The organism is Paenibacillus germinis, from assembly GCF_013141785.1.
GTDB classification, from domain to species: Bacteria; Bacillota; Bacilli; order Paenibacillales; family NBRC-103111; genus Paenibacillus_E; species Paenibacillus_E phytorum.
Map to the genome: position 1 here is coordinate 23455 of NZ_WHOC01000082.1, position 13276 is coordinate 36730.

At 43.9% G+C, this 13276-nt stretch carries 14 protein-coding genes; 10 read left to right on the forward strand and 4 right to left on the reverse strand.

Going from position 1 to position 13276, the window contains the following annotated elements:
• The first annotated feature begins 22 nt into the window (after positions 1–22).
• Positions 23–1852 (forward strand): cache domain-containing sensor histidine kinase, encoded by a 1830-nt coding sequence (locus GC102_RS16850; protein WP_171690580.1) that lies wholly within the window; start codon positions 23–25, stop codon positions 1850–1852.
• Between the two features lie 482 nt (positions 1853–2334).
• On the opposite strand, the gene GC102_RS16855 is transcribed toward GC102_RS16850, so the two are convergent.
• Entirely contained in the window at positions 2335–2760 is a 426-nt protein-coding gene (locus tag GC102_RS16855; RefSeq protein WP_171690581.1) for a VOC family protein, read from the reverse strand.
• 131 nt (positions 2761–2891) lie between these two features.
• Between GC102_RS16855 and GC102_RS16860 the strand changes: the two genes are divergently transcribed.
• The 3 genes from GC102_RS16860 to GC102_RS16870 all read left to right on the forward strand — a co-directional run bounded on the left by GC102_RS16860 (position 2892) and on the right by GC102_RS16870 (position 4775).
• A complete protein-coding gene (locus GC102_RS16860; RefSeq protein ID WP_171690582.1) occupies positions 2892–3836 on the forward strand; it encodes a helix-turn-helix transcriptional regulator in 945 nt (314 codons plus the stop codon).
• A 93-nt stretch (positions 3837–3929) separates the two neighbouring features.
• The gene (locus tag GC102_RS16865; RefSeq protein ID WP_171645507.1) at positions 3930–4262 is read left to right on the forward strand and encodes an ASCH domain-containing protein; all 333 of its coding nucleotides are present in this window, start codon (positions 3930–3932) and stop codon (positions 4260–4262) included.
• A gap of 42 nt (positions 4263–4304) precedes the next feature.
• Positions 4305–4775 carry a DUF2269 family protein gene (locus GC102_RS16870; RefSeq protein WP_246320959.1) on the forward strand — a complete coding sequence of 157 codons (471 nt, stop codon included), beginning with the start codon at positions 4305–4307 and terminating at the stop codon, positions 4773–4775.
• Positions 4776–4780: 5 nt separating this feature from the next.
• Here GC102_RS16870 and GC102_RS16875 read toward each other — a convergent pair whose 3' ends face one another.
• The 3 genes from GC102_RS16875 to GC102_RS16885 form a co-directional block, all read right to left on the reverse strand.
• On the reverse strand, positions 4781–5479 hold the full coding sequence (locus GC102_RS16875) for a class I SAM-dependent methyltransferase (protein ID WP_171690583.1): 699 nt from the start codon (positions 5477–5479) through the stop codon (positions 4781–4783).
• Positions 5480–5630: 151 nt separating this feature from the next.
• A complete protein-coding gene (locus GC102_RS16880; protein ID WP_171690665.1) occupies positions 5631–6059 on the reverse strand; it encodes a threonine/serine exporter family protein in 429 nt (142 codons plus the stop codon).
• Between the two features lie 4 nt (positions 6060–6063).
• Complete coding sequence (locus GC102_RS16885; RefSeq protein WP_171690584.1) at positions 6064–6837, reverse strand: threonine/serine exporter family protein; 774 nt, start codon at positions 6835–6837, stop codon at positions 6064–6066.
• 174 nt (positions 6838–7011) lie between these two features.
• Here GC102_RS16885 and GC102_RS16890 point away from each other — a divergent pair, with 174 nt between their 5' ends.
• The 6 genes from GC102_RS16890 to GC102_RS16915 all read left to right on the forward strand — a co-directional run bounded on the left by GC102_RS16890 (position 7012) and on the right by GC102_RS16915 (position 13183).
• The gene (locus tag GC102_RS16890; protein ID WP_171690585.1) at positions 7012–8259 is read left to right on the forward strand and encodes a TolB family protein; all 1248 of its coding nucleotides are present in this window, start codon (positions 7012–7014) and stop codon (positions 8257–8259) included.
• Positions 8260–8489: 230 nt separating this feature from the next.
• Positions 8490–10949 (forward strand): CoA-disulfide reductase, encoded by a 2460-nt coding sequence (locus GC102_RS16895; protein ID WP_171690586.1) that lies wholly within the window; start codon positions 8490–8492, stop codon positions 10947–10949.
• Positions 10950–10961: 12 nt separating this feature from the next.
• Positions 10962–11222, forward strand: coding sequence for a metal-sensitive transcriptional regulator (locus GC102_RS16900; RefSeq protein WP_171690587.1), 261 nt, complete (start codon positions 10962–10964; stop codon positions 11220–11222).
• Positions 11223–11288: 66 nt separating this feature from the next.
• Positions 11289–12137: an HAD-IIB family hydrolase gene (locus GC102_RS16905; protein ID WP_171690588.1), complete on the forward strand. Its 849-nt coding sequence runs from the start codon at positions 11289–11291 to the stop codon at positions 12135–12137.
• A gap of 41 nt (positions 12138–12178) precedes the next feature.
• The gene (locus GC102_RS16910) at positions 12179–12727 is read left to right on the forward strand and encodes a DUF1697 domain-containing protein (RefSeq protein WP_171690589.1); all 549 of its coding nucleotides are present in this window, start codon (positions 12179–12181) and stop codon (positions 12725–12727) included.
• A gap of 6 nt (positions 12728–12733) precedes the next feature.
• A complete protein-coding gene (locus GC102_RS16915; protein WP_246320960.1) occupies positions 12734–13183 on the forward strand; it encodes a DUF6157 family protein in 450 nt (149 codons plus the stop codon).
• Positions 13184–13276: the final 93 nt, after the last annotated feature.

Here is a 13276-nt window from a genome sequence, read left to right on the forward strand (position 1 = left end):
CACGAATGGAGGGACCACCAATATGTTAAAAGAAATCCTGCCCAAAGTGCGCAAAATACTGGTCGGTTATATTCAGATTCGGCTAACATGGTACTTTTTACTGATTCTGCTTCCGCTCGCCGGCTTCAGTCTTTTTGCCATCTCAAAATCACAGACGATCTTAGAAGTACAAACGGGTGAGAGGACACAAGGGGCTCTGCATACGATGACGGATTACATCGACCTGACACTGCAGAACCTCGAACAGCTCTCATCGCTGATCGCATTCGATATGAACATGAACACAACACTGCAGTCCGTCGGGCAGGAGCCGGAAAAGCAGTCGTTCGTTCATTTTGCACAAGTGATGGACCAGATAACGAACATGACGACGGTCAATTTGATCGTGGACCAAATCTCCATCATCCATATGCCGTCACGTACCGTCATTTCCACGAAACTTGGGGGGCGCAAGCTGCCCGAAGGAGCAGAGAAGCAGGAATGGTACCAGCGTTTAATGGAATCCAGTGGGGGCACGGTTTTTTTTACGCCGAAGGAGGGTGAATCTTACTTTGATGCAGACAGTGTTCATCTGATCCGGACGATGGATCCTTATAACAGGACACTCATTAATCCGAATCTGCTCGTGGTTTCCGTCAAAAAAAGCGCCCTAATCGAGTTGGCGAAACCGCTTCTTCCTTCTAAAAATGCGAACATCTATCTGTTCGGCAGCGACGGGAGCTCGATAACTGGCACGGGCGCGAGTGTACATCCCCAAGTTTGGGACACCGTAAATGAAGTTAGGACCATCCGTAAGTCGCAGCAAACCGGTACGGAAATGGTTACAATTAGCGTGAAGTCGAAGTTTTCCGGATGGTCGCTCATGATGGAGCAGCCCTTGGAGGAGCTTCGCAGCCATACCGACTCTCTAAAGGTTTTTAGTTATGGGATTTTAGCCGTCAGTCTGGTGCTAGCTGTTTGGATTTCCTGGATCATCTATAGGGGGATTTCCGCCCCGCTGCGGAAGCTAGCTTATGGGATGAAACAGCTCCGTACAGGTAATTTCACGATCCAACTGGAAGATACGCGCGTGGACGAACTGGGATATGTTATTGAATCGTTCAATCGGATGGCTGAGAACCAGAAGACACTTATTCGTGACCATTATGAGAAGCAGCTTTTACTTTCTAAAATGGAGCTTAAGTTTTTGCAATCGCAAATCAACCCTCATTTTCTTTATAACACATTAGACTCCATCTATTGGACGGCCAAAAACTATGAAGCGGATGAAATCAGCGAAATGGTGCTGAATCTATCGAAATTTTTCCGGCTAAGCCTAAATAAGGGAAACGAAACGTTTGCGGTCGGGGAGACCATCGAGCATTTGAAATATTACATTAAAGTCCAACAACTGAGGTTCTTGGATCATTTTACGGTTCGGTACGACATCGCCGAGGGAAGCGCGCATTACCATGTATTGAAACTCCTTTTACAGCCGCTTGTGGAAAATGCTGTGCTGCACGGTCTGGAGAAACAGAGTGGGGGCGGGGAACTCTTCATTTCCTCGTATTTGGAAGGTAATCGGCTTGTGCTTGAAGTGTGCGACAACGGGGTAGGGGTCAATAACGAAAGGCTCGCCTATATTTGCAGCAAATTAGAGGAAGCATCTAAGCTAGCGGCAGAAGGGATTTCGACAGACCTCAAGAAGGAAAAGGACCTGTTCGGACTGCGAAATGTGGTCACACGGATGATCATGTACTACGGCAAGGAATCGCAATTTTTCTTCGAGAGCGACGCTAAAAAGGGGACCCGAATCACGCTCCGCTTACCGCTGGAAAAATGTGTGTCACCTTTAGAAGAGCAGGCGGGCTGAGGATTTTAAAGATTAGTTCAATTGTATTCATTAAAATGAAAACGGCCCATTCGCATATGTGAACTGTGACCCGAAAGATGGACACTTTGAAAAAAGTGGCCTCTCTCGGGTCTTTTACTTGAATAATCAATAAATTAAGAACGGTTGGGGATTACACGTGAGAAATAGTTTGAATATATTCACATTCTAGGTCGCATGATGTTGTAAAAAGTGCAACAATTCAGCCTAGATCCCACCTCTACTCCTTCGATGTTGCATAATGTACAACAATTTAGCCATTTACAGGCCATTTCGCGACAAATGGGCTCGAATTGTTGCACAAACTACAACTTTTACTTTCAAAATAGCCTTTTGGCATGAGAATTGTTGTAGAAACTACAACATCAGTAATCACGGTTGCCCATCGAAGTTGCTGAACGACAATAAAATCGAAATTTGGAGCGCTTACCAAGAGGGCAGGACACTCTCAGAGTGCTTTCAACTTAGCGTTGACGCGCAGTGAAAATTTGAAAAATTACACCGAACTTGTCTATTACCATCCCGTAAGCAGGGCTAAAATGAGTTTCTTGCAGGGGCAAGCTCACTTGTCCGTCTTGTCGTAACGATTCATATAGATGCTCAGCTTGTTCCTTCTCAGAAGTTGTTATACAGATAGTAACTTGATTGCCGATGGGGTGGGGTTGACCTGGGAAAATATCGGAAACCATAAGCTCCGTTTGGCCGACTTTTAAGACCGAATGAGCTATTCGATCTCTTGCATTTTCCGGTATTGATGATTCGGTGGAATCCGGACTCTCTCCAAATGTTTGGATAAAGACAACTTTAGCATCTAATGATTGTACATAAAAATCGATTGCTTCTCTGGCATTTCCGTCCAACATAATAAAAGGTGTTAATTGTAAAATCATGATCAAACAGCTCCCTTAGTTCAATTTTTTATTCTTTCGTTTGATGTCCAGAAATTCTTGTGGGCTCAATGTCAATAATAACTTATAATAGTGACAGTTCTTGTCATAAATATAAAAAACGGAGAATTGCTATGCCCAAATCAAAACGACTCCTAGCATTGATGATGACGGTTAACCGAAAAAGGAAGTTTACTGTCAAGGAACTTGCCCAAGAGTTTGAGGTGTCATCGAGAACGATTTTAAGAGATTTACAGGAATTAAGTGAATTAGGGGTTCCCTTGTATTCGGAAGTGGGACCTCACGGCGGTTATCAGGTGTTGAATGAAAGAATCCTGCCACCCATCGCCTTTAGTGAGGAAGAGGCCATAGCCTTATTTTTTGCTTGTCATGCCCTGCGGCATTACGTAAACCTTCCTTTTAAAACGGAAGCTTCTTCGGCATTGAGCAAATTTTATAACTACATGTCTGGCGACGTCCGGGATCGTATTGATCAAATGAAAAACCGAGTTGACATTATAACGCCGTCAAGACATTCGGAATCCCCTTATTTATCCATCTTGCTGGAAGGGGCTATCGATCAAAAAGTCCTTCTCATCGATTATGAATCGCGAGAAGGAATCTCTAGTAGGGAAATACAGCCGATTGGCATCTATGCAAGCAATGGCTTATGGTACTGTCCAGCTTATTGCTTTCTTCGCGGCGATATTCGCGTATTCCGATGTGACAGAATGCATTCAGCGGTTACTTCTTCTGCTTCCAAACCGATGGATCTTCGGCATGTTCATCTTGGGAACAGGGAATCACTTATCAAGGCGGAAGAGGAGGAAGTTATTTTATATGTGGAATTAAGCAAAGAAGGTGTCCAGAAGTGCGAGTCTGAATTATGGACGGTATCTAAATTGCATATCAGAAATGATGGCACAGGTTGGCTAGATGGTAATATTGTGAAGAGTGACTTCCCGTTTTTCGCTAAGTTTATTCTTGGTTTGGGAAATGAGGCGACAGTAAAAAGTCCACCGGAATTGGTGGATGCGATGAAAGAGATGATCACCGAGATCATGGCAAAATATGAGTAAGAATAGATGACTATTAGATGAAAGATTGCCGCGCGGTTCGACAAAGCTTGTGACATTCGTTATAATGAGAACTGCCAAAAGGAGGGAACTAATATGAACGAAACATTGCCACCAAAAACGTGTTCGATCGATCGACTCGTTACGAAAGAAGCTGAAGTTAGCAAAGTACTTGCTGGTGAGAAAACAGCTTGCAGACGTAACGGACGCTATGCAGATATCGGTGAAACGATGGAATTGCAAGGCACTGCGTTTACAGTAACCAACGTTTACCAACAAGCTTTGGGTGAATTGACTGTGGAGCATGCAAAAGCAGAAGGTCATACATCCGTTGATGAGTACCGTGATAGTATTCTAGCTATGCATCCAGGAATGCCATGGCTGCCGCATATGAAAGTATGGGTACATGAATTTCAAAAGGCTGAATAAGTAGGAACAAAAAACAGTGTGGATCTATGGATCTGCACTGTTTTGTTCAATTTTCATATAGAACGGATGATGGTGTTGTCTTGGTACGTACTGCTTTTATATATCCATATATTTAGTGTTGTTTTAAGTATTGGTCCTTATTTTATCCTGTTTCCTTTACTAGCTAGAATTCGTCATGCGCCATTCGAGCAATTGCCAGACTACCTTGAGCCATTTCGCATTACGGTTCGGCTTACCAAGCATGCCGGTCACGTGCTTGTTACGACAGGGATTTTACTCACGTGGTTAACGGCGTGGACGTGGAAAACATCATGGATTATCGTCACGGTCCTCATTATGGTTGCTTCACTGTACTTTATTGCCCGCGCATTCTCGCCCCTGCTCCGTCAGCTCAAGGCACCACACGAGAATCGAGATTTCTTAGTCAACAAGCTGCGTAAGGCATTAATCTGGTATGTCATTATTACTTTGTCGATGATGTGGTTTATGGTTGCTAAACCGACCCTTTGGTAAAAAGGTTAAACAGCTTGCTTTCTAGCGTACATCACGACGAAATTGAAATATTTGTAGACACAGTCAACGTCAATGAAGCCACAAGTCCGAAGCCAGTTCAGCTGTTGATCGAGGGGAGCCATTTTATCCAGCTTCGTCCTTTCGTAGGCAGCTTGCAGAGCTTCTTGAGTGAGATCAGTGGCTTCTACTTTAGCTACCCAATCAGAGCGGTACAATTGATCGAGGAAAGGGCTGCTGCCTTGGATTTGATCTGCATTAACGAAGACCCCGCCTGGTTTAAGCAGCTTAAAAATTCTTTTATACAGATCTTGCTTAGCCTGGTCCTCGAGATGGTGAATGGAGAGCGATGAGATGACGCAATCAAATGGTTCTGAAGACTCGAATATACTATAATCCGCAGCCATGTAGGTCATAGTGGCTAGGGTTTCTCCAAATCGCCGTTTAGCGATATCGAGCATGCTTTGTGAGAGATCAATTAACGTTATTTGCGCATTTGGGTATTTGCTAAGTGCATAAGAAGAGAAGAGACCGGTACCTGCACCTAGGTCAAGAATACGTGGAGATGCATGATCGACGTGTACAAGTGAAGTTGCTGTTTGGTAAAAATCATCAAAACAAGGAATCAGTTTTCTCCGCTGGCTATCATATTTCTCAGCAATTTCGTTGAACTTTGTTGTGATTTGCTGGTTTGCTTGCTCGCTCATAGGCTGATCAACTCCGTTACATAGATTGATGTGCTGCTTCCTGGTCTTATTTTAAAGGGAAAAGCAGGAAAAATCTAAGATATAAAACCGATCATCTTTATAGGTATAAACTATTAAGCGGGCATGAACTATTACAAATAGTTCAATAGGGTCAATGTTTTGTTCGTCGCAACAGTTGATTAAGAACCTCGGAGAAGACTAGTCCGATCGCGATAGCACCAGATAACAGGAAGGCTTTGGCTGCTAGCTGTACGGCCAGATCATAGTGATTGAGAACGACATTGCGCATCGCATCATAGGCTAAGCCTCCTGGAACTAACGGGATGATACCCGATACACTGAATACAATAACAGGTGTTTTGTATATTTTCGCAAAAAATTGACTGATAACGGTTACGAAAAAAGAGGCAATCAACGTGGCCAGGATTGGGTCTAAAGGAATCATTTGAATGGAAACATATAACATCCACCCGCACATCCCCACGAAGCCGCACTGCAAAAGTGTGCCCTTAGGAACATTGAAAAGAATAGCGAATGCCGCAGTCGCAATGAAACTCGTTAAGAGCTGTTCAATTATCATCATCCTAAATGCCCTCCCCGTTATAAAATGAAAGTACAAAGGCAATGCCGGCTCCAATGGCAAAAGCCGTTAAGAAGGCTTCAGCGCCTTTGGAAACCCCAGAAACGAAATGGCCTGCCATTAAGTCGCGTACGGCATTCGTAATAAGAAGCCCCGGAACAAGCGGCATCACAGAGCCAATTATAATGGTATCAAGTGCATGACCAAACCCCACTTTGACAAACAAGAAAGCCATAGTTCCAATGAGTAAGGAAGCCAGAAATTCAGCAAAGAACTTAATCGGCACTAGCCGATTGAAATAGTTAAGGAAGGCTAAGCCAGCCCCGCCAGCAACGAATGCAGGAAGGAAATCATGCCATTCTCCTTGGAACATGATTAAGAAACAACCGCTTGCTATAGCAGCGGATAGTATTTGGAACCAAGCGGGGTAACCCGTCCGGGCCACATCAATTTCCTCAAGCAGCCGATAAGCTTCTTTGGGTGTTAGTTCCCCTTGGCTGATTCGTCTAGAAACAGCATTCACAACCGTGACTTTGCGAAGATCGGTCGATCGAGCGGATATACGAATTAGTCGTGTGGTCTGCTCAGGTCCATCTATGGAGAAAATGATGCCAGTCGGCGTTACAAAGCTATGGGAGTTCGGCACACCAAAGGCTTCCGCGACGTGAGTCATGGTGTCTTCGACACGATAGGTTTCACCACCGTTTTCCAGCATAATTTTACCAGCTAGTAAACAAACTTGTGCAATTTCGTAGTTCGTAGCAGCAGGATATGCCATGGTTTGTTCTCTCCTGAAATAGTATTTGCCAAAAGTATAATATATCACGGATTCCTTTGAAAATCCTATGCCGAGTACATTTGGTATACGTACAACTACAATAGGTCATTTCACCGTATGTTCTTAACAACAAAAGGAAATCGTAAAAGGTAAGTTACCATAAGGAGGAAAATCATGAGAGCTTTTAGAAATACCATTCTTGCCATATTGGCTGTAGTACTCATCATAATGAATAGTACGACTATTTATGCAAAAAAGCCCGCTGAACTGTTGAAAGCAGCATTCGTTCGAAATGGCGATCTGTGGATTAAAGCCGGTAACAACGAAAGACAACAAACCCGAGGAGCATATATATTAAACCCGAAATGGTCTTATGACGGCCAGTGGATAGCTTACACAAAGGGCGAAAATGAGCAGGAACTGTGGCTATTACATGTTCAAACCGGACAAAGTCATCTCGTTGCACATGAAGGAGGAAGGAACTTTCAATGGCAACCTAACCGGAATTCTCTCGCATTTCTAACAGTGAACCAGCTTAATTGGATAGACTCCGATGAACTTGCAAAACCGGTGAAGGTTGCAGACGGCATCGGGAATTATTCCTGGTATCCGGATGGAAGCGGATTCTTAGTTTCAACAGCTGCTAAGCTTTTACATGATGGATGGACACCGATACGAATAATGAAAATTCCATTAACCGCAAATGCCGATCCTAACCTCATTAAGACGTTGCATGTCCTGCCCAAGCAATCTGATGATTTTTTTGCTGTGGACACCAGCATCTTCAAATGGTCTGCAAACGAACGTTGGATTGCTTTCTTTGCTAAGCCTACCGCATCGCTGTCTGCCGATAAAAATACACTGTGTGTGTTATCCGCAGACGGTTCAGTTTTCAAAACAATTGATCAAATGGTTAGCAACGAGATGTGGTTTGAGTGGGCGAGCAAAGATGAGAAACTTGCTTATATTGAAGGTGTTGGAAGAGAAGCTACAACGAATAAACATTTGAAAGTTTTGCGGCTTCCTGTAGGGAAATCTGTTTCCTACACACCCAGGGGATATGTCGAGCATAGCTTCACTTGGTATGGTCTCCGAAATATCATTACTTCAAGATCCAAAGAAGCGGAATGGTCGATCGACCCAGCCAAACGGCAGTTTCCCTATTTGGTTAATGTGAAGCTGAAGAGTCAACATCAGAAACTATTAACGCAGCCTTCGGAAACTTACGGTGATTTTAATCCCATTTCTCTACCATCACACCAGTTGGCATGGATTAGATCCAATCGCGGCATATCCAATGTCATGGTCGCCAGTCCTCATGGCACAAATGCTGAAATTTGGATCGAAAACATAGACCTTGGGACCAACTACTACGAACAGCGGAACTGGAATACGGTACTGAGTTTTTTTATTCGAAAATAAACAAAAATGAGGAATCCCTGAAGTAAATTACTCATTTACCAGTATCGATCAGCTGATCTTCAGTTAGAAGCAGGGCGCCCAAACCCAAAGGCGGCCTGCTTCTTTGCCCTGCTAAGGTTGATGGACGAATATATGGAAACCGGACCGTAAATAACGATAGACATTATAATACCCCATGGGGTATTATATATACCCATAGGGGTATAATACAACATCAGGAGTGAACGCAAATGAAAAGAACAATTGTTATTATCGGTGGAGTTGCAGGGGGAGCGTCCGCTGCTGCACGTCTTCGCAGACTGAATGAAAACGATGAAATCGTCATGTATGAGCGGGGAGAACATATCTCCTTCGCGAATTGTGGCTTGCCTTATTATATTGGTGAAACAATAACGAAGCGCGATAAACTACTAATCCAGTCACCAAAAGCAATGAAGGACCGTTTCGGCATTGATGTCAGGATTCAAACCGAAGTGACGGCCATTGATCGTCAAGCCAAAAAGGTTATTGCCCGTAATCTGTTTACAGGGGTAGTTCAAGAGCAACCTTACGATATTTTGATCATGTCACCCGGAGCTAAGCCTATCGTCCCTGACATTCAAGGTTTAGCGGCAGCAGATATCGTATTTACTCTTCGGAATATACCGGATACGGATCGTATTAAATCATACGTGGATTCGACAAAACCGAAGCATGTCACCATTATCGGCGGGGGATTCATTGGGATTGAGATGGCTGAAAATCTTCGTCACCGGGGTCTTGAAGTGTCGGTTATCGAACGTAATCCACAGGTGTTAGGGCCACTTGATCCAGAGATGGCGAAACTAATTGAAAGACATTTGTTGCTAAAGGGTGTTGACTTGATTTTCAATGATGGCGTAGTGGCTTTGGAGGATAGTGGGAAAACCGTGAAGTTAGCATCCGGTAAAGCGTTGGCCACAGATATGATCATCCTGTCGGTTGGTGTTAAACCTGAAAGCCAATTGGCCCGTGAAGCAGGGCTTGAATTAGGGGTTAAGGAATCAATACGAGTAAACGAGCATTTGCAGTCAAATGATCCGTCTATCTATGCGATTGGGGATGCTATTGAGGTTAAAGACCGGGTTCAAGGCTTTGAAACGGTTGTCCCCCTTGCATGGGGGGCTAATCGTCAAGGACGTCTGGTTGCTGATCATATTAACGGACTTCAAGCCTCTTATCATGGAGCATATGGAACAGCTATTGTGAAGGTTTTTGATCTCACTGCTGCCGTTACAGGCAATAACGAGAAGACACTGCGACGATTGGGAGTTCCCTATGAAGTCATTCATATACACCCGAGCTCTCATGCTAGCTATTATCCGGGGGCGGCTTCTATTTCGCTCAAGCTTATTTTTGACAAAGAAAACGGAAAAATCTTCGGTGCCCAAATCGTTGGAGCAGATGGCGTGGATAAGCGATTGGATGTAATTGCCGCAGCGATGCGCGGTGGTTTGAAAGCTTACGAGCTTGCTGACTTAGAACTGTCCTATGCTCCGCCTTATTCATCAGCGAAGGATCCCGTTAATATGGCCGGTTATGTGGCGTCCAACATTATGGAAGGTCTAGTAGATACCCTTCAGTGGCATGAGGTTGATCGTTACGTGGAAAATGGTGGACTTCTAATCGATGTGAGAGACGAAATTGAAAGAGAGCTTGGCTATATTCCAGGTTCCATTAATATCCCACTTAACTCTTTACGTGATCGTCTACATGACATACCCGTTGACTCAGAAGTCACTGTTTCCTGTCAGGTCGGATTACGAGGGTATTTAGCAGCTCGCATTCTTAAACAGAACGGTTACAAAGTTAGGAATGTGGATGGCGGCTACAAGACGTATAGCGTGATGATGGATGGAGTTCAACCACAATCGATAAAAGCAGTGACAACAACGGAGGTCAGTAAGTCTACGGAAGCACAATCAAATACGAATCAGCCACCTATCTTTGTTGATGCTTGCGGCTTACAATGCCCAGGCCCGATCATGAGGGTTTATGAGACCATGCGAGGATTGCAGGACGGGGAACGGTTAGAGGTTCACGCTACAGATTTCGGATTCGCTTCCGATATTCAGAATTGGTCGGAGAAAACCGGGCATACGATGGAATCGGTGGATACTTCTTCAGGTATTGTCAAAGCTGTTGTGCGCAAAGGACTGGGGGAAACGTCAGACCTTTCATCGAGTGCCTCACAGGTTAGCACTAATGGGACAACGATGGTCGTATTCAGCGGGGACTTGGATAAGACGATTGCTGCATTTATCATTGCCTCGGGTGCGGCAGCGATGGGTAAGAAAGTAACGATGTTCTTCACGTTCTGGGGTTTGAATGTACTTCGTAAAGAGGATGCACCTTACGTAGCGAAAGATGGTCTAGAATCTATGTTCAGCTTGATGATGCCCAAAGGAACCAGAAAATTGCCTTTATCCAAAATGAATATGGGAGGCATGGGCGCTAAGATGATTAGACATGTTATGAAGCAGAAAAATGTCGATTCACTAGAGTCGCTCATGCAAGGTGCCATCCAAGCCGGCGTGAAATTAATTGCTTGTACGATGAGTATGGATATAATGGGTATTAAACGGGAAGAGTTGATCGATGGCATTGATTATGCCGGTGTAGCCAGCTACTTAGGCGATGCGGAGGATGCCGGACTCAATCTCTTTATCTAAGGAGAGTAGAGAATGGAATACGATAAGGCTTTAAAAAATAGATTAAAACGGATTGAAGGACAAATCCGCGGAGTCCTTGGAATGCTGGAGGCAGGGGAGGATTGCCGTGAGATTGTGACACAATTATCAGCTGTTCGTACGGCTGTGGATAGAACGATCGGTGTTGTCATCGGCTCAAATCTAAAGCACTGTATCCATGAAGAGCTTGAGAAGGGGAATTCGCCAGACAAGGTGATCCAAGAAGCCGTCGAACTTCTCGTCAAGAGTAGATAAAAAAGGATACTCCATCGTATTGTGAAGTTGAGTGTCAAGGCTTATAACGGAAGAGGGAGTAAATACATGAGTAAAGGCTATTATTTAACAGATTTAGATGGTACCTTACTTCGATCTAATGCTACTCCTTCGGAGTACACTGTACGAGTGATAAGTCGAGCAATTACGGAAGGTGCCGTCATTAGTTATGCCACTGCCCGAAGCTATCAAAGTTCAAACGACGTCGTTTCACAAATTCCATGGTCCCATCCACTTGTGCTCTATAATGGGGCATTACTATTCGAACCTGTCGAGAAATGTGTGCTGGACGGATTTTGGCTTGATCCAAAGACGACGGATACCCTTTTACTGATTGGGAAATCAATCGGCCTAGTCCCTCTTCTGTTTGCATTAGATCACGAGGATAAGGAGCGAGTACTACATGAGAAGCTTGGTAGGACAGGGGATCTGCAGTTTGCAGCCAGCCGACCTAACGATCCAAGATTCCGTGAAGTTGAGGAGTTGGCATGTCCTGATACTTTACGTCCTCTAATTCTAACCTACATTGGTTTGTTTGATGAGCTTGCACCCTTGAAAGAAGCGGTAATCGCAGCACTCGGGTCACAGGTTCACATTCATTTTATGAAAGATAACTATATCGACAATCATTATTTTCTCGAATTCAGCCATCCACAAGCGAATAAGCAGAATGGATTGCTTTTGTGGGCAAAGCATGTGGGATGCAGCACTGAGGATGTTACCGTTTTTGGAGACAATCTGAATGATGTCGGCATGTTTCTAGCGGCAGGTCGCAAGGTTGCCGTTGCCAATGCGCATCCTGAAATTTTGGGCATGGCGGATGATATTGTTCAAAGTAATGAAGAAGACGGTGTTGCTGCCTTTATCGAGGCTAGTATGAAAGCAAATAAGCCATAATTGGTGTATAATGGAATTAAAAAATGTTGTGAGGTTATGCGATGCCGAGGTATATTGCGCTTTTGCGCGGAATTAATGTCAGTGGTCAGAAGATTATTAAAATGGAAAAGCTGCGAAGCATTTTTGAATCCATGGATTATAAAAATGTGATTACGTATATACAAAGCGGTAACGTCATTTTTGATTGTGAGGAAGATGACCCTGCGTTCGTACGTGATCGAATTGTGAGTGAGCTCAAGGTTCAACTTACTTTCGATATTCCTGTCGTCATCCGAACATTAGAGGAATTGCACGAGGTTGTAGAGAACACCCCTTACCAAATAGTCAATGCAGAAGCGAATGAACAACGATATGTTACCTTATTATCTCATTCAGCAACCGAGGCGGCTATCGCAAAATTAGAAGCCTTTCAAAATGAAGTGGACGAGTTCCGCGTCAAAGGGCTCACCGTATATTTACTCATTCGTAAAAACTACGGAGAATCAAAGTTCAGCAACAATTTTATCGAGAAGAAGCTAGGTGTATCCGCGACAACAAGGAACTGGGAGACCGTAAATAAATTGATTCAACTTGCAGAAGGAAGGAGCTAAACCAAGATGGCCTATGATGATGCACATATGAGTTATAAGGATACATTTATACAGGTTTCTGCTGACTGTCCAGTTGAAGTAGGAATCGTTCCTTCCATGAAAAAGGATAGTAAAACCGCTCACTTGATCCAATACGAGCTGCTTTCTCAGAACCCTTACAAATATACCCAAGGCGACCTTATTTATGAAGTCTATTTGCAACATAAGCAAATCCCTCAGAGTGAAATCGAAACTCGCAGTGATGAAATTCGTGAGGAGCTTTTTTCTAAAAACCATCCTTGTTTAAGAGCATCCATGCTTCCCAAAAAGCACGGTTGGGGTGTACATTACAATGAGGAAGGCAAAATAGCGATTTACCCCATGGAATCTGAAGCTTACCAGCAATTTGTTGAAGCAGGTACGGGACGTGAAGATGGTCCAAAGTTATTATTTGCGATGAGAAATTCTCGCGGGTGAAAGAAATAGGAAGAGGAAATAAGGAATCCTTTTAACTGAAAGGGATTCTTTTTTTGTTTCACGGTTTGACATTTGAATAAACAAAATAATATA

Coding starts and splice junctions, on each gene's coding strand:
- GC102_RS16860 (WP_171690582.1), top strand. CDS start 2,892: ATGCCCAAATCAAAACGACTCCTAGCATTGATGATGACGGTTAACCGA.
- GC102_RS16850 (WP_171690580.1), top strand. CDS start 23: ATGTTAAAAGAAATCCTGCCCAAAGTGCGCAAAATACTGGTCGGTTAT.
- GC102_RS16855 (WP_171690581.1), bottom strand. CDS start 2,760: ATGATTTTACAATTAACACCTTTTATTATGTTGGACGGAAATGCCAGA.
- GC102_RS16875 (WP_171690583.1), bottom strand. CDS start 5,479: ATGAGCGAGCAAGCAAACCAGCAAATCACAACAAAGTTCAACGAAATT.
- GC102_RS16915 (WP_246320960.1), top strand. CDS start 12,734: ATGGCCTATGATGATGCACATATGAGTTATAAGGATACATTTATACAG.
- GC102_RS16865 (WP_171645507.1), top strand. CDS start 3,930: ATGAACGAAACATTGCCACCAAAAACGTGTTCGATCGATCGACTCGTT.
- GC102_RS16895 (WP_171690586.1), top strand. CDS start 8,490: ATGAAAAGAACAATTGTTATTATCGGTGGAGTTGCAGGGGGAGCGTCC.
- GC102_RS16885 (WP_171690584.1), bottom strand. CDS start 6,837: ATGGCATATCCTGCTGCTACGAACTACGAAATTGCACAAGTTTGTTTA.
- GC102_RS16890 (WP_171690585.1), top strand. CDS start 7,012: ATGAGAGCTTTTAGAAATACCATTCTTGCCATATTGGCTGTAGTACTC.
- GC102_RS16880 (WP_171690665.1), bottom strand. CDS start 6,059: ATGATAATTGAACAGCTCTTAACGAGTTTCATTGCGACTGCGGCATTC.
- GC102_RS16900 (WP_171690587.1), top strand. CDS start 10,962: ATGGAATACGATAAGGCTTTAAAAAATAGATTAAAACGGATTGAAGGA.
- GC102_RS16905 (WP_171690588.1), top strand. CDS start 11,289: ATGAGTAAAGGCTATTATTTAACAGATTTAGATGGTACCTTACTTCGA.
- GC102_RS16910 (WP_171690589.1), top strand. CDS start 12,179: ATGCCGAGGTATATTGCGCTTTTGCGCGGAATTAATGTCAGTGGTCAG.